This is a genomic window from Roseobacter ponti (genome assembly GCF_012932215.1).
Taxonomy (GTDB): Bacteria; Pseudomonadota; Alphaproteobacteria; order Rhodobacterales; family Rhodobacteraceae; genus Roseobacter; species Roseobacter ponti.
On the sequence record NZ_CP048788.1, the window covers coordinates 1,206,480 to 1,228,309 of the forward strand.

Annotated in this window: 20 protein-coding genes; 8 read left to right on the forward strand and 12 right to left on the reverse strand. The window is 58.4% G+C overall.

Annotation, left to right across the window (positions count from 1 at the left end; translation table 11 throughout):
- Positions 1 to 18: 18 nt before the first annotated feature.
- Both G3256_RS05860 and G3256_RS05865 read right to left on the reverse strand, forming a co-directional pair.
- A complete protein-coding gene (locus tag G3256_RS05860) occupies positions 19 to 1,893 on the reverse strand; it encodes a monovalent cation:proton antiporter-2 (CPA2) family protein (protein ID WP_169639928.1) in 1,875 nt (624 codons plus the stop codon).
- Positions 1,894 to 1,920: 27 nt separating this feature from the next.
- The gene (locus G3256_RS05865) at positions 1,921 to 2,376 is read right to left on the reverse strand and encodes an Lrp/AsnC family transcriptional regulator (protein ID WP_169639929.1); all 456 of its coding nucleotides are present in this window, start codon (positions 2,374 to 2,376) and stop codon (positions 1,921 to 1,923) included.
- A 158-nt stretch (positions 2,377 to 2,534) separates the two neighbouring features.
- On the opposite strand from G3256_RS05865, the gene hppD reads away from it, so the two are divergent.
- On the forward strand, positions 2,535 to 3,629 hold the full coding sequence (hppD, locus tag G3256_RS05870) for a 4-hydroxyphenylpyruvate dioxygenase (protein WP_169639930.1): 1,095 nt from the start codon (positions 2,535 to 2,537) through the stop codon (positions 3,627 to 3,629).
- A 45-nt stretch (positions 3,630 to 3,674) separates the two neighbouring features.
- Here the strand turns inward: hppD and G3256_RS05875 are convergent, their stop codons facing one another.
- A complete protein-coding gene (locus G3256_RS05875) occupies positions 3,675 to 5,882 on the reverse strand; it encodes a hypothetical protein (RefSeq protein WP_169639931.1) in 2,208 nt (735 codons plus the stop codon).
- A 164-nt stretch (positions 5,883 to 6,046) separates the two neighbouring features.
- Between G3256_RS05875 and G3256_RS05880 the strand changes: the two genes are divergently transcribed.
- Positions 6,047 to 6,739 carry an SIMPL domain-containing protein gene (locus G3256_RS05880; RefSeq protein ID WP_246227806.1) on the forward strand — a complete coding sequence of 231 codons (693 nt, stop codon included), beginning with the start codon at positions 6,047 to 6,049 and terminating at the stop codon, positions 6,737 to 6,739.
- Positions 6,740 to 6,783: 44 nt separating this feature from the next.
- On the opposite strand, the gene G3256_RS05885 is transcribed toward G3256_RS05880, so the two are convergent.
- The 6 genes from G3256_RS05885 to G3256_RS05910 all read right to left on the reverse strand — a co-directional run bounded on the left by G3256_RS05885 (position 6,784) and on the right by G3256_RS05910 (position 12,792).
- A complete protein-coding gene (locus G3256_RS05885) occupies positions 6,784 to 8,076 on the reverse strand; it encodes an O-acetylhomoserine aminocarboxypropyltransferase/cysteine synthase family protein (RefSeq protein ID WP_169639932.1) in 1,293 nt (430 codons plus the stop codon).
- A gap of 69 nt (positions 8,077 to 8,145) precedes the next feature.
- Positions 8,146 to 9,156, reverse strand: coding sequence for a hypothetical protein (locus G3256_RS05890; protein WP_169639933.1), 1,011 nt, complete (start codon positions 9,154 to 9,156; stop codon positions 8,146 to 8,148).
- A gap of 84 nt (positions 9,157 to 9,240) precedes the next feature.
- The gene (locus G3256_RS05895; protein WP_169639934.1) at positions 9,241 to 9,867 is read right to left on the reverse strand and encodes a nucleoside/nucleotide kinase family protein; all 627 of its coding nucleotides are present in this window, start codon (positions 9,865 to 9,867) and stop codon (positions 9,241 to 9,243) included.
- Entirely contained in the window at positions 9,867 to 10,640 is a 774-nt protein-coding gene (locus G3256_RS05900; RefSeq protein WP_169639935.1) for an ATP-binding cassette domain-containing protein, read from the reverse strand. Before G3256_RS05900 ends, G3256_RS05895 begins: the two co-directional genes overlap by 1 nt.
- Entirely contained in the window at positions 10,640 to 11,701 is a 1,062-nt protein-coding gene (locus G3256_RS05905) for an ABC transporter permease (RefSeq protein WP_169639936.1), read from the reverse strand. The genes G3256_RS05900 and G3256_RS05905 overlap by 1 nt, the downstream gene beginning before the upstream one ends.
- A gap of 71 nt (positions 11,702 to 11,772) precedes the next feature.
- Positions 11,773 to 12,792 (reverse strand): sugar ABC transporter substrate-binding protein, encoded by a 1,020-nt coding sequence (locus G3256_RS05910; RefSeq protein ID WP_169639937.1) that lies wholly within the window; start codon positions 12,790 to 12,792, stop codon positions 11,773 to 11,775.
- 181 nt (positions 12,793 to 12,973) lie between these two features.
- Here G3256_RS05910 and G3256_RS05915 point away from each other — a divergent pair, with 181 nt between their 5' ends.
- On the forward strand, positions 12,974 to 14,173 hold the full coding sequence (locus G3256_RS05915; protein ID WP_169639938.1) for an ROK family transcriptional regulator: 1,200 nt from the start codon (positions 12,974 to 12,976) through the stop codon (positions 14,171 to 14,173).
- Positions 14,174 to 14,557: 384 nt separating this feature from the next.
- On the opposite strand, the gene G3256_RS05920 is transcribed toward G3256_RS05915, so the two are convergent.
- Together G3256_RS05920 and G3256_RS05925 are read right to left on the reverse strand one after the other, a co-directional pair.
- On the reverse strand, positions 14,558 to 15,244 hold the full coding sequence (locus G3256_RS05920) for an ImmA/IrrE family metallo-endopeptidase (protein WP_169639939.1): 687 nt from the start codon (positions 15,242 to 15,244) through the stop codon (positions 14,558 to 14,560).
- A 168-nt stretch (positions 15,245 to 15,412) separates the two neighbouring features.
- Positions 15,413 to 15,745 (reverse strand): helix-turn-helix domain-containing protein, encoded by a 333-nt coding sequence (locus G3256_RS05925; RefSeq protein WP_169639940.1) that lies wholly within the window; start codon positions 15,743 to 15,745, stop codon positions 15,413 to 15,415.
- 128 nt (positions 15,746 to 15,873) lie between these two features.
- Here G3256_RS05925 and G3256_RS19195 point away from each other — a divergent pair, with 128 nt between their 5' ends.
- The 3 genes from G3256_RS19195 to G3256_RS05935 all read left to right on the forward strand — a co-directional run bounded on the left by G3256_RS19195 (position 15,874) and on the right by G3256_RS05935 (position 17,940).
- Positions 15,874 to 16,035: a ParB N-terminal domain-containing protein gene (locus G3256_RS19195; protein WP_246227809.1), complete on the forward strand. Its 162-nt coding sequence runs from the start codon at positions 15,874 to 15,876 to the stop codon at positions 16,033 to 16,035.
- A gap of 38 nt (positions 16,036 to 16,073) precedes the next feature.
- The gene (locus G3256_RS05930) at positions 16,074 to 17,012 is read left to right on the forward strand and encodes a DNA modification methylase (protein WP_246227811.1); all 939 of its coding nucleotides are present in this window, start codon (positions 16,074 to 16,076) and stop codon (positions 17,010 to 17,012) included.
- A 163-nt stretch (positions 17,013 to 17,175) separates the two neighbouring features.
- On the forward strand, positions 17,176 to 17,940 hold the full coding sequence (locus G3256_RS05935) for a DUF5681 domain-containing protein (protein WP_169639941.1): 765 nt from the start codon (positions 17,176 to 17,178) through the stop codon (positions 17,938 to 17,940).
- A gap of 159 nt (positions 17,941 to 18,099) precedes the next feature.
- Here the strand turns inward: G3256_RS05935 and G3256_RS05940 are convergent, their stop codons facing one another.
- Positions 18,100 to 19,200, reverse strand: coding sequence for an alpha/beta hydrolase (locus G3256_RS05940; protein ID WP_169639942.1), 1,101 nt, complete (start codon positions 19,198 to 19,200; stop codon positions 18,100 to 18,102).
- Between the two features lie 662 nt (positions 19,201 to 19,862).
- On the opposite strand from G3256_RS05940, the gene G3256_RS05945 reads away from it, so the two are divergent.
- Both G3256_RS05945 and G3256_RS05950 read left to right on the forward strand, forming a co-directional pair.
- Positions 19,863 to 20,438: a hypothetical protein gene (locus tag G3256_RS05945; RefSeq protein ID WP_169639943.1), complete on the forward strand. Its 576-nt coding sequence runs from the start codon at positions 19,863 to 19,865 to the stop codon at positions 20,436 to 20,438.
- 3 nt (positions 20,439 to 20,441) lie between these two features.
- Positions 20,442 to 21,662 (forward strand): MFS transporter, encoded by a 1,221-nt coding sequence (locus G3256_RS05950; protein WP_169639944.1) that lies wholly within the window; start codon positions 20,442 to 20,444, stop codon positions 21,660 to 21,662.
- Positions 21,663 to 21,830 lie beyond the last annotated feature (168 nt).

Here is a 21,830-nt window from a genome sequence, read left to right on the forward strand (position 1 = left end):
CGCGAGCGCCTCCCCGGCTCAGTCGTCATCGTCTTTATGTTCTCCCCGGCTGAGAAAGGCCGTTTCCAGTTCTTTCTGCAGCTCTTTAGCCCGCTGAACGTAGGCAGGGTTGTCAGCAGCTGCCACGCCGGGTTTCCACAGTTCTGCCAGCTGTCGCACGGAATCCCGGTCGTGGTGGTAGAATATTCGTTCTGCTTCGCTGGCTTCGAATTCGCTGAGCCCGATGTTTTCCAGAACATAGCGTCCGGCCCGCAGTGAACTGTCGAACATTTCGCGCACGATGTCGTCAGCGCCAGCCTGATAGAGCCTGTACACATGCGTCCGGTCGCGCGCACGGGCGACGATATGCAGGCCGGGACGGATTTTGCGGGCGTAGGTGACCAGTTTGATCGCCGCTTCCGGATCGTCCAGTGCGACGACAAGCACCCAGGCCTCGTTGATGCCGGCAGCGCGCAGGATGTCCGGGCGGGTCGGGTCGCCCAGAAAGCCCTTGTACCCGAACTGTCGCATTACGGCGATCGTTTCCATATCGTGATCGAGGACGACAGTATTAAAGCCTGTCCCCTGCACCAGCCGGTTCACGATCTGACCAAAGCGTCCGACACCTGCAATGATCACAGGCCCCTTTTCGTCGATGGCGTCCTCAGGTTGCTCTTCGGTGGAATCCGAAATTCTGCTCGACAGGAAATCATGCAGAATGAACAGCAGTGGCGTGATCAGCATAGAGAGCGCGATGACCAGCAGCAGCGTTTCAGCCACATCCCGGGGAATGACCCCGTTGGTGACGGAAAAACTGACGAGCACAAAGCCGAATTCGCCCGCCTGAGCAAGCCCGAGAGAAAAGAGCCACTGGTCCCGTCCGCGCAGCCCGAAAGCCCGCCCGAGAATATACAGGATCAGCCCCTTTACGACAATGACGAGCAAAGCCATGGCGACGATCGCGGGCGCATCGGCGAAGAGCAGGGTGAAGTTTATCCCCGCACCCACGGTGATGAAAAAGAGGCCGAGCAGCAGCCCTTTGAAGGGTTCAAGGTCGGTCTCAAGCTCGTGGCGGAACTCGGAGTTTGCCAGAACGACACCGGCCAGAAACGCGCCGAGAGCAGGCGAAAGGCCCACGAGGGTCATCAGAAAGGAGATCCCAACCACGATCATCAGCGCCAGAGCCGTGTACATCTCGCGCAGACGTGCGGCGTGGATGTATCGGAAAAGCGGTCGCGTGAGAAATATGCCGGCGATGATGACTGCTGCAATTGCCGCTATGGTAACAAGCGTCACACCCCAGGCGGGCAGGCCTTCTACGAGTGACAGCGAGTGGTGCGCGTCACCATGATCATCACCGCCGATCTGAATAGAGCCATCAGGCTCCATCGTTACCGGCAGCGTCACGACAAGCAGCGGTAGAAAGGCAAGCATCGGTATGACCGCAATGTCCTGGGTCAGCAGCACCGAGAAAATGGAGCGTCCGCCATTGGTCTGCATCAGCCCCTTTTCAGACAGGGTTTGCAGCACGATCGCCGTCGAACTGAGCGAGAGGGTCAGGCCGATTGCCAGAGCGACCCCCCAGGGCTGATCATAAGCCATGGCAATCAGCATGATCGCCACCGTGCTGAGACCCACCTGCAGACCACCAAGCCCCAGCAACCTGTGCCGCATGTCCCAGAGAGCGCGCGGCTCGAGCTCAAGACCGATCAGAAAGAGCATCATCACGACGCCGAACTCTGCGACATGCTGCAGGTCCTGCGTCTCAGACCCCACAAAGCCGAGCAGCGGACCGATGATAATCCCCGCCGCGAGATAGCCAAGCACCGAGCCGAGCCCGAGCCGTGCGGCAATGGGCACAGCGATTACGGCTGCGGCGAGATAGATCGAGGCCTGGTAGAGAAAGCCTTCCATGCGGCGTGGTCTCCCGGAGGTTTGGTTTCAGGTGGGCAGAGGTCCGTCCTGTTTCAGCTGGTCCATGACAATCTGACTGTGCACCCGCGCGACTGCGGGGTGGGCGAGCAGAACATCGTGGATCAGAGCATTCAGAGCGGGAAGATCCGCGCAATAGACACGCAGCAGATAATCAGCATCCCCGGTCATTGTCCATGCGCTCGTAATTTCAGGGCGGGTATTTACCAGACGGGCGAAACTGCGCGACTGGTCCGCGCCGTGCGTGCCCAGATGCACCTGAACAAATCCCTGCACATGCAGGCCGAGATGCGCCGGATCAAGCCGCGCGATATAGGCCTGAACAAAGCCTTCGGCTTCCAGGCGCTGGCGGCGGCGGCCGGCCTGGCTGGGTGACAGGTTCAGCATATCGCCCAGTTGCTGCGCGGTCAGATGCGCATTCTTCTGAAGAGCAGCGAGAAGGCGCGTGTCGGTTTCATCCATCATGATGCGGTGTTATCCCGGTACTTCCGATGATTATGCGTGAAGTCCGCGTGATGGTCTACTGATACCTCTAAATTTGCGCAAATATCGCGGAGATCTGCCGGTATATTCAGCACAAAGGCAATCTGCCGTTTTTCTGACCATTGAAGGAGCAGCGCACCATGGGCCCTTTCCCGCACGACGCACCGAAATCGACCATCAGTGAAGAGAACCCGATCGGCACCGACGGCTTTGAGTTCATCGAATTTGCGCACCCTGAGCCACAGGAGCTGCGCGATCTTTTTGCGCGCATGGGCTACAGCCACGTGGCGACACACCGGGACAAACCGGTGGAACTCTGGCAGCAGGGTGACATCACCTATATCCTGAACGCTGACCCGGACAGTTTTGCCGCCGGGTTCGTGTCCGGGCACGGTCCCTGTGCGCCCTCGATGGGCTGGCGCGTGGTTGATGCGCAAAAGGCCTTTGTTCACGCGGTTGCTAAAGGGGCCACACCCTATGAGGGCCCGGGCAAGGCACTGGATGTACCGGCAATAGTCGGTATCGGCGGGTCTCTGCTTTACTTTGTGGACCAGTATTACGACACCAGCCCGTATAACGAAGAATTCGAGTGGATTGCGCAGTCCAAACCCGCGGGCGTGGGGTTTTACTATCTCGACCACCTCACGCACAATGTGCACCGCGGCAATATGGACAAATGGTTCCGCTTTTACGGCGACCTCTTTAACTTCCGTGAAATCCGGTTTTTCGATATCGAGGGGAAATATTCCGGGTTGCTGAGCCGGGCGCTGACCTCGCCATGCGGTCGTATCCGCATCCCGATCAATGAGGACCGCGGCGAGACCGGGCAGATCGTTTCTTATCTCAGGAAATACAACGGCGAGGGTATTCAGCACATCGCGGTGGGCTCATCGGATATTTATGACAGCACCGATGAGATCGCGTCGCGCGGCCTGAAATTTATGCCCGGCCCGCCCGACACCTATTACGACCTCAGCTTTGACCGCGTGACCGGGCATGACGAGCCGGTGGATCGGATGAAGAAACACGGCATCCTGATTGACGGCGAGGGCGTGATTGACGGTGGTGAGACGAAAATACTGCTGCAGATCTTCTCCAAAACGGTAATCGGCCCGATCTTTTTCGAATTCATTCAGCGCAAGGGCGATGATGGTTTCGGCGAAGGCAACTTTAAGGCGCTTTTTGAGAGCATCGAGCAGGAACAGATCGACAACGGAGAGCTTGCCGCAGAATAAGTCTGCGCGATTTCGTGGCAGAGTTCCGATGCCGTGCGGTTGTGATCAGCCGCGCGGCATTTTCAGGATGATGTTGCGCCCGCTTTTCTGATAGCGCAGCTCGGAATCTCCGATTGCCGATACCCGGCCACCGTCAAGCCGGTCACCGACCTGCACCTTCTGATACCGTCCGTTGCCAAGGCGGATCAGAGCGCGGCGATCAGACGGTTTTCCGTAAACACCAATCAGGTTAACGCGCCGCAGGTTGATTGCATTTTTCTGTGTGGCCTCGCGCGAGACGGATGCGCTTGACGGGATTTTCGGCGCTACGGCCCTTGGTGCCACACTCGCTGCCGTGACTGTGGCAGGTGCCGCGGCCGCAGGCGCTGCAGTGGCGGCCTGTTGCTGCGCCCGCGCGACCGTCAGGCCAAAATCAGAGGGTCTGAAAGATGGTCGCAGGGACACGCGGATGACATTGCCGTCAGGCTCAGCGGCCGCGGGTTCCTGACCGGCAAGCAAGGTCTCATTCGTGCTGTCACGCGGTACCAGACTTGCGGTCGCTGCGATTGCGTCTTCCTGGATCGAAGGCGGTCTGATTTTGGGGCGGAACTGGGCAAGCTCGTTGCGGGTCAGCCCGGACAGGGTCGCCCGCTCTGTGGATTCAATCAGGTCCGCAGGGCGAAGCTTCGGGCGAAACCCGGACAGAAGCGCGCGCAGCACCGGATCTTCACCCGGTTCGGCCGCGCGCGGCCGGTCAGCGGGCGGCTTCAGGGGGGGCGGACCCGAGAACACCCGGATGCCGTCGGGGTTTACCGCGCCGTCCGGCGTCGGAACCACGAACCCGCGGTCGTTCAGCGCGAAACTGGTACCGGCCGGAGCAGGCGAAGACGGTGCGAGCAGCGCAAGATCGGGCGGCGTATCCGGGACGGCCGGCAGCGCCACGGCATCGAACGCGGCCTGCACCGGATCGATGCTGGTGGCATAGAGATCTTCAAGATCCACAAGCGGCGGCGGGCGCGGAACCTCCGGCGCAAAAGGCCAGATGCCGGTAACCGCATATTCTGCGCGCAGATCCGCGGGCGCCCTGGGCGTTTCTGGCTGGGGGCCGGGTGATACGGGAACGCTGAGCGCTTCCTGAATTGCGGTATCTGTTGCTGAGAGTGTTGTTTCTTCAGGAGCCGGACGTTCCGCGGTATCTGTTGACGGCGCTGGCTGTGCTGGCTGCGGCGGCGAGGCAAACTGTGCATCGGGCGGAATTTCGGAGGGCCGGTCGAGCCAGGCGGAAAGCCCGCCCTGGCCAATCATACCGGTCGCCCAGAGCGCGCAACTTCCCAGTGCCACCACAACCACAGCCGCGAGAAATCCCGCCAGAAGTCCTGAGTTGTCGTTGGCTGCTCTGTCGTGCATTGCGGCAAGATCAACGCGGGCACCTGTGGGCGCTCTGAGCGATCCGGCAGTTTCGGCAGGCGGTTTTGCAGGTGCCTCAGGACGGGCGGGGGTGGCCCGTTCGGACAGGTCCGCAGCGGGCAGAGGCGCAGGTTTCGCATCCTCGCCTGCGACCGGAACTTCGGCTACCAGTTTCAGATCTTCAGAAGGCGGGCTCTCAGCCTTCTGATCATCCGGCGCATCGGAGAATATATTGTCGTCATCCTCTCGGGTGTTGTCGGCATCATACGTCCTGTCCTCTTCATCCGGATCCGGATCGACCACCGCGCCGGCCTGCGTCTGGCCACTTGCGAGGCTGACGGGCACATCATCGGTTTCGGCTTTGGTATCGGGCCCGAGCAGATCTGCGGCCACAGCGGTCTGGCCGAAGTCCGGTTCGGTCGGAAAGGTCTGATCCTCGCAGTGGCCGGAGAAATTCACCGGGTTGAACCGGTGTGCGACGGCGAAGGCTTCGGCCTCTTCGAGGGTTTCACGGGCGACGGCGGCCACGTGAAAGCGCCCGTCGCTGGTCGTAACGACGTCAAACACCAGGTCTTCGACAGGATAAGGCGTGGCGCCGTCAAGCAGGCGGCGGGCGGTGGCCATCACGTCTTCTGCCGGTCCTGCGGGCATCTCATCAAGATACCGTATGAGACTGTCGGGCAGAACGACCTTGCAAAAAAGCCCGCCGCGCGCAAGCGATGTGGCCGTGCGTCGCAACATGGCGAGCCGGTCGTCCAGGTCGTCCGCGGCGGTGTCGGCCTCGCCCACAGCATGCCATCCGTCAGCCGCGCGGTGCAGCAGGCGAACAGTATCGTGCGACAGGATCAGTGCAAAATCAGGCGTCATTCAACAGGTGTACCAGTCACTCTTCAGGACGGACAGGAAGCCGTCTTCTTGCGCGGACAATACAGCAGGTCTTCGCCGAGTGAAAGAAAAAGGGCGGGGTTTACGCTTGTTCCTCCGGGCCCGGTCGTGTTGTGGTGGTATGGAACAAAAGGAGGGTCTTTGAGATGAAAATGCTGACGGGAACGGGGATCTTACTGGGCCTCTGGTTGCCGCTCGCGGCTGCAGCTCAGGACGCCCGCACAATTCATACGAGCGGCGTGGGTTCCGTCGCTGAAGTGCCTGATATGGCTGAGGTTTCCATCGGTGCGACCCATGAAGCGCTTACTGCTGCTGCAGCGCTCGGTGCTACATCCGAAGACCTGCGCGCCGTGCTTGATGTTCTGGAAGCTGCCGGGATCGCACCGCGTGACATCGCCACCGGATCGGTAACCGTACAGCCTGTCCGGAGCCGCGGTGACCAGTCGCAGACGGAGCCCCCCCGGATTACCGGCTTTCAGGCCAGCAATACCCTGTCCGTGCGGGTGCGCGACATTGCTCAGGTCGGCCGCGTTCTTGATGCCGCGGTGCAGGACGGAGCGAATACCTTTAATGGTCTTCGGTTCAGTTTTCAGGATCCAGAACCTTTGCAGGACAGAGCGCGTGCCGCGGCGGTCCGTGATGCAATGCGCAGGGCGGCGCAGCTCGCAGCGGCATCAGGCGTCACGCTCGGGCCGGTGCTGAAGATCACTGAGACGGACGGTGCGCCCGGCCCGTCATTTGATATGGCCGCATCCGCGCGCATGTCGGATGTTCCCGTTGCTGTCGGAGAGCAGACGATCCGGGTGCGTGTCGAAATGATCTTCGCCATCGACGACTGACGTCAGAGCAGGGGGGGCAGTCGCCCCGCCCTTGTTTATGAGCCTCAGCTGACCGCTTTGGCGAGCGCCTGATCCATATCCGCGATCAGGTCATCAGCGTCTTCTGTGCCGATGGAAATCCGCACCACACCGGGCCCGGCCCCTGCGGCCTCCTGCTGCTCCTGCGTCAGCTGGCGGTGCGTCGTGGACGCGGAGTGAATGACCAGCGACCGGGTGTCGCCGAGGTTGGCCACATGGCTGAAGATCTCCAGTGCATTCACGAATTTCACGCAGGCGTCATAGCCGCCTTTGATCGCAAAGGTGAAAAGCCCGCCCGCGCCTTTGGGGCAGATTTTGGCAACCCGTTCAAAATAGGGCGAAGATTTCAGACCGGCATAGGTGACATAGTCCACCCGGTCGTCTTTCTCGAGCCATCCGGCAACCTTTTCGGCATTCTCAACGTGGCGATCCATCCGCAGCGAGAGCGTTTCGGTGCCCATCAGCGTATAATGCGCAGCACTCGGGTTCATGGTCATACCGAGATCGCGCAGACCGATGGCGATGCCGTGGAAGGTAAAGGCCAGGGGTCCGAAGGTCTCATGAAACTTCAGCCCGTGATAGGCAGGCTCGGGTTCGCTGAGCGAGGGGAATTTGTCATTGGCCGACCAGTCGAATTTACCGGAATCCACCACGCAGCCGCCCGTGACGGTGCCGTTGCCGGTGAGGTATTTGGTGGTCGAATGCACCACCAGCGTCGCACCGTGCTCGATCGGGCGGCAGAGATAGGGTGTGGCGGAAGTGTTATCCACGATCAGCGGGATGCCGGCAGCGTCCGAGATCTCCGAGATCGCGTCGAGATCAGTGATATAGCCACCCGGGTTGGCGATGGCCTCGCAGAAAACGGCGCGGGTGTCATCGTTGATGGCGGCTTTGACCGCGTCGGTGTCGTCGAAATCAACAAAGGTGCAGGACCAGCCGAAACGTTTGATGGTATGGCTGAACTGCGTGACAGTGCCGCCGTAGAGGCGGGTGGAGGCCACGATGTTTTTGCCCGGGCTCATCAGCGGGAAGAGCGCCATGATCTGTGCGGCGTGCCCCGATGAGCAGCAGACGGCTCCGACACCGCCTTCGAGCATGGCGATGCGTTCCTGCAGCACGGCAACTGTGGGGTTGGTCAGGCGCGAGTAGATGAATCCCACTTCCTGCAGGTTAAAGAGTGCCGCGGCATGTTCTGCGTCGCGGAACACATAGGCTGTGGTGTTATAGATCGGGGTTTGCCGGGCGCCCGTTGCCGGGTCCGGGCGCGCGCCGGCGTGGATCTGGAGGGTATCGAAACCGTAATCGGGGCCGTCTTGCATCTGGAATTCTCCCTGGATTTTCCGGCTCATGGTTAGGGCAAGCCGCGAACGGGTACAAGGGTGCTGCGCTCAGCGCATCCAGAGCTTTTGTGACCTGATCCGGTTGCGGATGGCGGCCTCTCGTTTGGGCAGATTGTCACGGTCAAAGAGCGCGCGCACCTTCGCGCCGCGGCCCTGATAGACATTGCGACGGATCGGATGAAAGCCCTTGAGCACCTTCTTGAGGCGGTTGGGCGCGGCGACGGTTTCCAGCAGTTCAACAACAGCGTCATTTTCACGTGCGTAAAGCAGCGGGAAGGTGCGGTAGTGGCAGCTGATCTCTCCGTCCAGAAGCCCGGCTGGCAGCGTATCGCGCCCGCCGCCCAGAGCGTGAATGACCAGCGGCAGGGCGATCTGGTCAAGCCAGGGTGTCAGGGTCTGTGCGCACAGCGCCTCAGGTGCATGATCGCGGATCGCCAGGGCGTATTCCTCAAAGAGAGCGCCGAATTCCTGCGGGCAGCGAAAGAAGAAAAAGCCCGCATTGAAGTAGAGATACCGGCGCCAGTATTCATCCGGATAATCAGGATCAAGCGAGCTTTCAAACTCGAGCCCGAATTTATCGTAAAGCGATTTCCAGATGCCGGTATATCCGGGTCCGTAAAGCGGCGGATCCGGCCAGGTTCCTTCACGCCGGAGTGAAGCCGTGGGCCGGTCAAAATCAAAGGGCACGCGGGTAATGTCCCCGGTGATCAGCGTATCGGTGTCAAAAAAGACAAACGGCTCGCCAGCGGGCATCGCGCGCAGCATCTCAATTTTGTTGCCGTAAGGGTATGAGGCCCCGAAATGCCGGTTTTCAAAAGGCAGGATCTCGGCATCAAGATCCGTAAGTGCCCCGGTGATTGCGTCGTCGCTGATCCGCGGATCCCCGGGCCAGAGCGGGCCGGGCTGCGGCTCTGCCACCAGCAGTCTTCCGGTAAACCCCGGGCTGCTGTGCCGGAGCGAGGCCGCAAAAAGCAGCGCCTCATAGGCCAGCCTGCCCGACTGGGCAACGACCACGATGTTAAAGCGGGTTTCAGACGACGGTGCCTGTGTCTGTGGCATATGTGCCCGGGGTCCTCTCGTGGGATGTTGGGCTCAGTATAGGCGGCAAACCCCGGCGCCGGAAGGGCTTTGCCCCAGGCTGCGTCAGCCGGTCAGCACGATATCGGCGGGCAGGGATTCTTCCTGCACAGTGCGGGCATTTGCCAGATCGTTCCGGGCCGCACGTTCTTCAGCGCGCTCAGGTGACAGACCGTGATCCAGCCAGCGCTGCACCAGCCTGCTTTGCAGCACTTTAATGGGCACATCGAGCCGCACAGACAGATCCCAGTACCGGCTCAGTTCGCGCCAGACCGGCGCATCGAGCAGCAGGTAATTACCCTCAAGAACCACGGTATCACAGCCGGGCCCCACGCGACCCGCAGAGGCAATGGATATATCGCGCGCGCGGTCAAAGAGCGGGTAAAAGACCTCATCCTCATCCGGCAGGCGCGAGACAAGATGCACGAACCCTGCGGCGTCGAATGTATGCGGCGCGCCTTTGCGGTTGAGAGTGTCGCGGTCCAGAAGGATCTGATTGTGCAGGTGAAAGCCGTCCATCGGTACCACCTGGGCTGCGCACCCTTTTTCGTTAAGTGCTTCGCCGAGGCTGTGCGCCAGCGTTGTCTTGCCGCTGGCGGGGGCGCCGGCCAGTGCCACAAGGCGGCGACGGCCCCGGCGCGGGGCCGCCAGCACCCGGTCACAGACCGACTGTGCCGTTTGCTCAGGCGTCATTATGCGGCCTGCGCTTCCGGCGGTTCCTTGGCGCCCGTCATGAAGGCCACAGCATCCGACATCGTATAGTCTTTGGGGTCGATAACGCAGAGCCGTTTGCCCAGCCGGTGCACGTGGATGCGGTCTGCGACCTCGAACACATGGGGCATGTTGTGGCTGATCAGGATGATCGGAATGCCCCGTGATTTCACGTCAAGAATGAGCTCAAGCACCTTGCGGCTTTCCTTGACCCCGAGAGCTGCGGTCGGCTCGTCGAGAATGATCACCTTGGAGCCAAAGGCTGCGGCACGGGCCACGGCAACGCCCTGGCGCTGACCACCTGACAGGGTCTCGACCGCCTGGTTGATGTTCTGAATGGTCATCAGGCCCAGCTCAGAGAGTTTGTCCCGCGCGAGCTTTTCCATGGTCTGGCGGTCCAGCTGGCGCAGGAATTTGCCGCGCCACCCTTCTTTGCGGATCTCGCGCCCCATGAACATATTGTCAGCAATCGACAGGGCAGGGGACATGGCAAGCGTCTGGTAGACAGTCTCGATGCCGGCCTCACGCGCCTGAATGGGAGAGGTGAAGCGGACCTCTTTTCCCTCCAGCTCGACGGTGCCCGCATCAGGCACAACAGCGCCCGAGACAGCCTTGATCAGAGAGCTTTTGCCGGCACCGTTGTCGCCGATCACGGCGAGGATCTCCCCTGGCATCAGATCAAAATCGCAGCGGTCGAGTGCGGTGACTTTACCATAGCGTTTGACCAGCCCGCGGCCTTTTAAAATCGGTTCCATTATGCGGCCACCTTTCTGATCCACTGGTCCACCGCAACAGCGGCAATAATCAGCACGCCGATGAGCAGATATGTCCATTGCGCATCCGCGCCCATCAGGCGCAGCCCGAGGGTGAAGACACCCACGATAAGGGCTCCGAAGAAGGTGCCGAGGATTGATCCGCGCCCGCCAAAGAGCGAGATGCCTCCGATCACCACGGCGGTGATGCTTTCGATGTTCAGGAGCTGTCCTGAGGTGGGTGAGACTGAGCCGATCCGTCCGATCAGCGCCCAGCCGGCGATGGCACAGATAAACCCGGCGACCGCGTAGACGGATATAAGGGTCATTCTGACGTTTACGCCGGAGAGCTCAGCGGCCTCCGCATCGTCGCCGACCGCATAGACGTGCCGGCCCCATGCTGTGTGTTTCAGAATAAAGGCAAGGATCAGGACGATGGCGATCATCATGATGACGCCCACGGTAAAGACCGCACCGCCGATCTGGAACTTCGCCCCGAGCAGTTGCAGGACGGGCGCCTGTTCGGCGATTTCCTGGGCGCGGATGGTCTCGTTCCGTGAATAGAGGAAGTTAGCGGCGAGCACGATCTGCCACATGCCGAGCGTCACGATAAAGGGTGGCAGCTTCATGGCAGCGACAAGCCAGCCGTTCAGAGCACCGATGGCGGTACCGAACATCAGACCACAGGCGACGGCGACCTCGACGGGCAGTCCGTAGCGGAATGTAAACTGCCCCATCACCACCGAAGAGATCACTGCAATGGCACCGACGCTGAGGTCGATGCCGGCAGTCAGGATCACCAGAGACTGTGCCGCGGCAACGATGCCCACGATCTGTACCTGCTGGAGAATGAGGGTCAGCGCAAAGGGTGAGAAAAACTTTGACCCGAGTGCGAGGCCAAAAACCAGGATCGAGGCCAGCAGCACGATAAGCGGCACGAGTGCCGGTGTGGTGTGCAGCGCGTGATGAAAACGACCCACAAAGCCTTTGTGCGGATCGTCAAAGGCCGCGACATCTGAGGCGGCGGTTGAGACGGTTTTTTCGTAGTCGTCCGATGTGGACACAAGATTCCCCCCTGTTCCGGATCGGACGGGCCTTGCGCGGCCCGTCCGTCTTTTTACTCAGCGGTGCCTGTTCAGCCCCAGCAGAGGTTCATGCCTTCATCGGTATCGATCGAGTCGACCCCGTCAGCAGGCTGGTCAGTGACCAGCGCCACGCCGGTGTCAAAAAAGGCTTTGCCCTCTGTGGCTTCGGGCTTCGTGCCGTCTTTGGCCCAGGCCGCGATCGCCTCGATGCCTTTGGAGGCCATCAGCAGCGGATACTGCTGAGAGGTGGCGCCGATTACACCGTCTTTGATGTTCTGCACACCCGGGCAGCCGCCGTCCACGGAGACGATCAGCACGTCATTTTCGCGTCCGATCGATTTCAGCGCCTGATAGGCGCCGGCTGCGGCAGGCTCGTTGATGGTGTACACCACGTTGATGGTCGGATCCTGCGCGAGCAGGTTTTCCATCGCCTTGCGGCCACCCTCTTCGTTGCCGGCAGTGACGTCATGGCCGACGATCCGATCATCTTCCTCATCGCCCCAGCGGCTGGGGTCTTTCACGTCGATGCCAAAGCCCGTCATGAAGCCCTGGTCGCGAAGTACACCGACAGAAGGCTGGCTTACGGCCAGATCCAGCATGCCGATGCGGGCATCTGCGGCAGCATCGCCCAGCGAGGCTGCGGCCCATTTGCCGATCAGCTCACCGGCGAGGAAGTTGTCCGTAGCAAAGGTCATATCGGCGGAATCGATGGGCTCAAGCGGCGTGTCGAGCGCGATCACCAGCAGGCCTGCGTCGCGTGCCTGCTGAACTGCCGGCACGATCGAGGAGGTGTCAGAAGCGGTCAGCAGAATGCCCTTGGCGCCGTTGGCAATGCAGGTTTCGATCGCGGCCACCTGAGTTTCGTGGTCCCCGTCGACCTTGCCCGCATAGCTGTTCAGCGTGATGCCGAGTTCTTCGGCTTTGGCTGTGGCACCTTCACGCATCTTCACAAAGAAGGGGTTGGTGTCGGTTTTTGTGATCAGGCATGCGGATACGCTGTGGCCATCGGCCATTGCCGTTCCCGCCTGAGCGATCAGAGCAAGTGCTGTACCTGCGATAAGTTTTTTCATGATGTCCTCCCGGATTTTATTTCGTTCAGCGTGCCCCGCAGGCCACGTGCCCTGTCTGCCTCCACAGACCGGATGACCCTTAAAAAGACCGATTCCTGCGCTGCTGTCAATAAATAAATAAACTTGATTTATTAATCGATCCGAGGCTTAACTATCATACATGAGCCATGCGGATGTAGAAATGGATGGCGGTGACATCGTCCGGAAACTCGGGGGCGTAAACCAGAGCGGGGTGCGCAACCATAACGAACGCCTGCTGATGTCTATGCTGCAGCGGTCAGGCGGCATGGCGGGCAGCGATATGGCCAGACAGGCCGGTCTCTCGCCGCAGACGGTATCCGTGATTCTGCGCAAGCTTGAAAAGGACGGGCTGCTCAGACGGGGCGACCCGGTGCGCGGAAAGGTGGGAAAACCGTCGATCCCGATGCAGCTCGATCCTAACGGTATTTTCGCCTTTGGCCTGAAAATCGGCCGGCGCAGTGCCGATCTGCTGGTACTGGATTTTGTCGGAAAGGTGCGCGCGCAGCTGAAAAAGGCCTATGAGTATCCGGTGCCTGAGGAAATATTTGCCTTTCTGCGTGAGGGTCTTGTTGATCTGACAACAGGAATGACCGCAACGCAGCGTCAGAGGTTGTGCGGCATCGGTATCGCTACGCCGTTTGATCTGTGGAAATGGCACAAACTCGCCGGCAATCCGGCGCGGGACGACATCGGCTGGAAAGACGTGAATTTCCGCAGTGAGATCTCGGCGTTTTCCGATCTGCCGGTTTATGTCGGAAACGACGCGACCGCAGCCTGCCGGGCAGAGAATCTTTTCGGACGTGAAAACGGATTTTCAGACTACGCGTATTTCTTTGTGGGGTCGTTTGTTGGCGGGGGCATCGTGCTGAATGACACTGTCTTCCAGGGCAATCAGGGCAACGCCGGTGCACTGGGCGCCATACGCAGCACCGGCCCGCTCGGAGAGAGCCGTCAGCTGGTCGATGTGGCCTCGGTTCATCTGCTGGAGGCGCGTCTGGTCGAGGCGGGGATCAGCCCGCGCGTTCTCTGGGAAGAGCCTCAGGACTGGAGCAGCCTTGCCCGCTATGTCGATCCCTGGCTGGGGGAGACTGCGCAGGAGCTGGCAAAGGCGGCCCTCTCGGTCTGTGCGGTCATCGATTTTGAAGGCGTGGTAATTGACGGCGCTTTTCCTGAAGCGGTGCGCGACGAACTCGTGGAACGCGTCAACCGCTATCTGGCAAGCCAGGACACAAGGGGTCTGATTGTCCCGCAGGTGGTCAGTGGCAGCATCGGCGCAAATGCACGCGGGATCGGTGCGGCCTGTGGCCCGGTGTCATCGCAGCTGCTTCTGGATAAAAACGCTGGTCTTTCGGTCTTCTGATATTCCGGCTCAGGCAGGGCGGGAAGGTCCGGAGTGCGGAAATAACGGATCAGCGCGTCACTGCGCAGCGGATGAAATGACGGACATCTGAAAGGAGATAAGTGGTGGTGGTCGCAGTCTCCGGCGAACTGGTCTCTATTTCATATTTTCCTGTTTAAAGGGAATATACAGGGAAAATCGGCGTTTTTGGCTTCGGATACGCCAATTCTGGCGATTTTCCCCTTGGTTCAATGCCGTTTTACAAGGCTTTAGGGGGCGCTTCCCTGTTCTGACGAGAACAGGGATTTTTGCACGTCAGAGCAGGGAACGAGTCCGTGTGAACAGGGAAGGGGGGGCGCGAAACAGGGATTGCCCTAATGCCCGAAACAAGCCCGACCAGTTTGCTCACCGGAATCCTGATATGCCAAGTTCTTTGAGACCGCCGTCTTCGTCGTCTGCCGGCAATTCGGCCCAAAGCAGCGTGACCGCATGGCCTCTGGAGGCGACCCGCGTTTGCTCGCAGAGTTCAAGGTCCGACCTGCCCGTCCAAGGGTGGGGGTCCGCCTCGGCAAGCTGCGTAAATCCGGGTTGCGCCTTTGTGATCGCTCGGAAAGCCGCTGATGTTTGTGGAACTCGGTCGCCTTTTTTAAGTGCTACGAAAGGGAAATTCTTGCTTCTTACAGAATACCGGACTCGACTTTCAAAAGGCCAAACTACAGCAAGCGTTTCGTCTCGAAGGGAGAGCATGCGGCGGACGCAGGCCTTGAGGCTGAGATCGAGAAAATCACGCAACCGCTGCGCATCCCGCAGATCCGGATCGTCTGAACAAAACGGTGTCATCAAATAAGCTGGCGCCAGCAACTCAATCGCAAACTGATTGGCCTGGGTTTTCTGCTTTACATGCTGCTTTCCTTTGCGGGCCTCGTGCATGTCTTGCGCCGAGCAGGTAAACCCGCTTTCGCCAGACAGCTGATGGCGTTCCATCAGAAAGTGCCCCAGTTCATGCGCAACGGTAAATCGGGCTCGACGGGTTCCCTTTGCGTTGTTGGCAAGAATCGCGCCGGTGCTACGATGCGCGTTGGTCAGCAGCATGCCCTCAAAACCAACGAAGTGGTCCAGCGGACATCTGCAATGTCCAAAGCGCGCGCGATTTCTACGACTGGCACCGCTGATGACAGTGGTCCGAGCAATTGATGAACTGTGCCAGCAAGAACAACCGGATTGTGGAAGTCTGCAACTTCGACACGGTCCAATTGCACCCTATTGCGTGCCTTCCGGGTTCTTTTGCTTCATTGCATCGATCATTTGCTCAACAATCTCTCGATCCCTCTTGGTCAACTTATCCAAGCCGCGGTGGATGCGCTCGATCTGCAATTCATCCGCTCTCGGTTCAGCGGCCTCTCCTGTGAGCACGTCGATACCAACGCCGTAATGCGCGGCAAGCTTGCGCACCAGTTCGAATGAAGGGTTTTTACTGCGTCCCTTTTCCAGCTCCCAGACATGCGCTTTTGAGACGCCCACCTTGTCGGCAACTTCCTGAAGGGATTCCTGCGTTTTTTGTCTGAGGCTGAAGAGCCGTTCTCCAATATCCATGACGACTTTTTGTAAGATGTGTCGAACGGTACAATGCGACTGTAGTTGACGACTGTCAAATTGTAAGATGTTTCATGCGATAGGGGCAGGTAGATCGACTCTGCGTGCGAGCAGTAAAGGAGCCGAAGATGGCCCAGACGAATTTTAAACAGGTCGCGATCCGCGATCTAGCGCCCTGGACGGGCAACGCGCGGACGCATTCGAAGAAGCAGGTGCGGCAGATTGCGGATAATATTGAGCAGTTCGGGTTCACCAATCCGGAGCCGATTGATGAAAAGAGAACATCCTAGCCGGTCATGGCCGCGTTGAGGCGGCGACGCTGTTGGGGATGGGCAACGTTCCGTGTTTGCTCCTCGATCACATGCCAGAGACAGAGAAACGGGCCTATGTGCTGGCCGACAACAAGCTGGCGCTGAATACGGGCCGGGATGAGGACCTGTTGGCCGCAGGACCCGGGGCGCTGATGTCGGATGATCTGGACTTCGAGCTTGGCCTGTCCGGGTTCTCCATTCCTGAGATTGACGGGATTCTTGACGCCGTCGCGCCAGAGGAGGACGATGATCCAGCGGATGATGCGATGTCCGGTGAAGCTCCGATGCGCGTCGCATCCGGCGACATCTGGCAGCCTGGGTCGCATCGACTGATCTGCGGTGATGCTCTGGATGCCCAGGTTGTGGATGATCTCATGGCTGGTAAACAGGCGAGGATGGTGTTCACCGACCCGCCCTACAATGTTCCTGTTGATGGTCATGTCGGCAACTCTGGCAAAACCCAGCACCGTGAGTTCGCCATGGCCGTGGGCGAGATGTCCGTGTCTCAGTTCACGGGCTTTCTGGAAGCGGCACCGTGCAATCTTGCGGACCACAGCGTGGATGGCTCAATCCACTTCATCTGCATGGGCTGGCGTCATATGAGCGAGATGCTGGCGGCCGGGCAGGGCGCTTACAGCGAACTCAAAAACCTGATTGTCTGGGCCAAAGATAACAGCGGCATGGGGACCTTCTACCGTTCCCGACATGAATTGATCCTTTCCTGTAAGAAAGGCGCGGCACCACACATCAATTCTTTTGAGCTGGGTCCGCACGGGCGCTACCGGACCAGTGTCTGGGAATATCGCGGGGTGAACACAATGCGGGCAGGGCGCATGGAAGAACTGGCACTGCACCCCGCGGTCAAACCGGTACAGACGATTGCTGACGCCATCCGCGATGTCTCGGGGCGTGGTGACATCTTGCTGGATACTTTTGTGGGTCAGGTTCCACGCTGATTGCGGCGGAGAAGGCCGGGCGCCGCTGGTATCTGCGGGAGCTGGATGAGATCTACAGTGACCGGATCCTTGCGAGGTGGGGGGGTTATGCCAGGGATGAAGCTGAGCAGATCCTCTGTGGCTGGACGCCGCCCAATGCCTTGCAATCTCTGGAGGCAGCAGAATGAAGGATGAGAAACTGGTATTGCCTGCCGCAGGCCCGGGAGCATCTTACGAGGTGGGGTACGCCAAACCGCCCGCAGCCAAGCGCTTCAAGCCGGGACAATCCGGTAACCCAAAGGGGCGCCCGAAAGGGTCAAGGAACAAACGTCCCGGCCTGCATGAAGAGCGCATGAAGGACATCATCCTCGACGATGCCTACCGTGATGTCACCGTGCGCGAGGGACATCGCAGCGTCTCCATCCCGATGGCCCAGGCTGTCATGCGGTCGCTGGCGATCAATGCTGCCCAAGGCCAACTCCGGGCGCAGCGGCTGTTCTCACAATTGCTGGCGGAGGTTGAAAGCTCCCGAAACATGCTGCATGCGGAGTATCTGGACAAGGCAATCACCTGCAAGATCGACGGGGAGAAGGAGCTGCGCCGCCGCGCCGAACTGGGAATCACGAACCAGCCAGAGCCAGTGCCCCACCCCGATCACGTCAAGATCGACTTCCGCAGTGGCGAGGTAAACATCGTTGGGCCGATGACGCGCGAGGAGAAAGAGGAACTGAAGTACTGGCTGGCAAAGCTGCCCAAAATACGCGAGGCGATTGATGAGCTGGAGGGGGCACTCATGGACGAAACAGTCCCTGACGAAATTACCGGACTCGAGGTAAGCATCGCGCAGGGCGAAGAGCTCTACGACAAGATCAACACGGCCCTGAATGTGGTCGATATACCCGGCGCACAAAGCTCCAGGCGCGTCCGAATGACAGAGCGAAACGGGTAAAGGGCAGAAAATGCCGAAGCGGCCATTCGACGAAAGCGTTCGATGGGCGGCTTTGAGCCCAAAGTTCTCGTTGGTTCTATGGCATCATACGCACTGCCCTGCATTGCTACTCCAGGTGAGAGAAATTCCTGAAAACCTTCTTTTTTGGAGTGTGGTTTCTCATGGTCGGAAAACTTTTACGGTGTCTGGGACAATCGTGAGGAAATCACCGAAACCAGCTTGTGTATTGTTCGAATATCCGTGCTCGCTCAACGTGCGGCCAATCAATTGCACAGCTTCAGGAGATCCCGCAAACTTCGAATGGGATCCCGAATTTGAATCGTCAATTTCGCTGAGATCTATCACTGTGAGGCCTAAACCCTCCAATTCCGACAAATCCGCCGCACCGACACGATCTACCCCGCCCGCAATACGACGCGAAAACTGAAGTGCTCGATCATCTGAAGACACCAGAACGTAGGGAGAGACAGGAAGCTGTCGTATCTGACTGAGCTGTGATTTGAATACATCAATATCAATGTCTGGCGATGCGAAAGTTACGGTTCTCAGTTTACGTGTTCTGTTCAGATTGCCGCGCAGGTCGGACTGAACCATCACTTCGCTCACCAGCATCGTCCCCATGGAATGCGCAAAGACATCAAAGCCGGTCGCATCGCTCTGGACGATGAAAGAAGATGCTTCCTCCAGGCTAGGTCGCGCGGCTAGTACGCTATTCAAGTCATACGCATAACGGCTTACTCGTGCGGCAGACGCCCATGAAAACAAAATTGCCACACCCTCGAAGCCGGAATCTTCCACAAATTGCGCCACACGCAAAACCGAGTCGCTCAGAGTGTTGTTGAACCCATGCACGAACAGTAATATGTCTCGATTATCCGGCCGGCGGGCAGCCAGCGCCTTGTTAAGTGAACGCACAAAGTCATGGCCGTCAACAAACCTCTCTGGATCTACAACTGCAAACTCACGAGTTGCATCAGGAGGTAATGTTCGCGGGCGCTCGACAGTACCTGGTTCACGATCAGCCGGTACTGAAACGGTGACAGCAGCCAAGCCAAGCACATCGGAACGTTGCGAGGAATAGAATTCTCGCTCGTCGTTCGACGGCGCCCGAGATGTCGCAATAAAAATCCTGTGTTCAGATGCTTTGGGAACCGTACTTGGCGCTGTTTCGGGGTCGTTTACTCCAATCAAATCGGGTGGTCTGGCGCAGGCTATCAATACTCCCAGCAAGGCAAAAAGAAGCTGCAGTTTAGAGTGCATAAGTTGCAAAACCCAATCGTGTATTGCTCAAGTAGCGTATCTTAGATGTCGCTTTATTAGACCGAGAGGGCAAGTTTTATCCGCCCTGAGCATTGCCCGAGGTCTTGTAAGCGCAAATTCGAAGTTTTTCTTGGCGTGCCTTTGCGGAAACCGTCTACCGTCACTCATTTTTTTATACAGCTCCCGTTATCAAGCAGGGAGCATCAGCTTTGTGGTAATATCGTGCAGCATGGATTAATCGAGTAATGACTGCTTCGTCGACTGCTTCGTCCCGCGTAGCAAACATCCGTTCAGACTGCGGCAAATGGCGGTTGAGAGTCCACACCGGACCCATTGAATTTTTTCTGCATGTGCTCGCAGCATGGATATTGCTGCGACAGCGTAAATTCCGATGCCGCTGTGCCGCGAGAAAAGCGGCCGCTCATTGCGGGCGCAGCGAAATCTATCGTGCCTATGACCGAATTGCGGGACGAAGCACCACATCGCTTTGCTATTTCAAATGTCCGCTTTTGCCAGTCTGTGATCCGATAACGAGTATTTTAACATAACCAGGTGGAACAAAAGATTGCATCAAAGCCATCGTATTTCACGACAATCAATGATGTATTGAACTGACTACTTTTCACACAACGCAATTCTGCGGGACGAAAGAACCAGCACATATGGCGGTACTGCTTAAACATCGCACTCACCGAGAAAGCCTGTGGCGCTTTCTGATCCTGGTCGCACTGCTGGTTGCCTACTTCGCCTACATGAGCTGGAAGTTTGATGCAGCAACCGGTGCATGGTTGGCGCTGCTGTCATGGAGCTTTTTCGTTCTGTGTACACCTGTAGCAGATGGTGGGTTCATTGTTGCGTTCCCTGTCAGGCTTTTGTTTGGTGCGAGGATGATCTGGACCCAGGCTGTGGTCTGGGTCGTCGCCATTGTGATAAACATCGCTGCACTCTCATTTGCGCCGTCAGCTTACGACGATAGCGCGCTGACCCGTCTGCTTCAGGCTATTCTGATCCAGCCGTGGCCGTTCTGGTTAATTCTCGCCCTGTCAGCAATTGGGACAGGGCTGTCGATTTGGTTCGGGGACGAAATGATGGATGTGACAGCGCACCATGAGCGCGCCAAGCGGCACAAGCATGGCTTTCTCTACGAGGTCATCGCAGTTGCCACACTGGGAACCCTGACCATCCTCGCTTATTATCATCTGTTGCGTGAGATGGGCGTCGAGATCCCGGGTGACTGATTTATGACGGATCGCCCTCAAAACCGCCCCGGCGCCTGGATGGCTTTCGCAATCGTGTCCGCGTTCTTCCTGTTCGAATTTGTCGCTCGGATCGAACCGTCACTGGCGTCAGAACAGATCGCAACATGGTTCAATCTGAGCAATGGTGGGTTTGGTACGTTATCCAGCATCTTCTTTTGGATTTATGCGCCGATGCAACTTATTGTCGGGCTGGTGCTTGATCGCTATGGCCCGCGCAGGTTTGTCGTACCTGCAATTCTGATCATGTCTGCTGGTGTCGCTCTGTTTGCCTGGACAAGTGATCCTATTTTCGCCGGTGTTGGCCGATTTTTAACGGGGCTGGGCGCATCATTTGGGTTTGTCAGCGGGCTTTATGTCGTGAACCATTGGTTTGCTCCATCAAGATTTGCGGTTCTATCGGGTGCAGTCAATGCGCTTGGCATGCTTGGAACCGCCATCGGGGCAGTTGCGCTTACGCGTAGTATTGAACAGGTCGGCTGGCAGCCTGTGTTTTATGCAACAGCCGCTGCCGGGGTTGTGTTGTTTTTCATCGCAGCACTTTTTTTCCACGACAACAAAGACCAGACTAGGGGTGATGGCGGTTCCCTGATCGCCCCGCTTCGCGTTGTTGTCTCGGATGGGCGTATCTGGTGGATCGCTGTTTTGGGTGCTCTTTACTACATGCCTGTCAGTGTCTTCGGTGGCCTGTGGGGCAAGGCAGAGCTTACGGCGGAACACGGCCTGTCTTCGATCAAAGCGGAAACTGCGATCTCAATGATTTTCTGGGGCATGGCAATCGGATCTGTCGCGGCTGGATGGGTCTCTGACAGGATCGGGCATCGAAAATGGATTGTGGTGTCAAATGTGGTCCTTGCGGCTTTGGCCTACAGTGCCGCTATTTATATCGGTAGCACATCTGTTCTGTTCATTTCTGTCATGCTGTTTTTCGGGGGGTTGTTTGGCGGCGCCCAAATGCTGACCTTCGCTATGGCCAAAGAAGGTCAGCCGAAAGCTATTACTGGCACAGTCATCGCATTCGTTAACATGATTGGCATTGCAGGCGCATTGATATTTCAACCACTCATTGGCAGCTTTATTGACATGAGCGGTGGTGCCTTCGGGACCGCTCTTTTGACAATACCAGTTTGTCTTGTGGTGAGTGCCCTTATGGCGATCTTTGTATCTGAACACATTCATGAAGATCATACCCGCGAAAATCATTAACCCTTTTGCCACAACGAATTGGCGACGTATTAGTGAGGCTTGCGGGCTTCACGGTTGTGAATTGGCGGGCGACTAAAACGAAAGCGGTTGTCCACGTAACACGCAGCATAGGTTAGATTGGGCTCGCAACTGCCGTTTACTGCAGTCTGAACGGATGTCTGCTGTGCG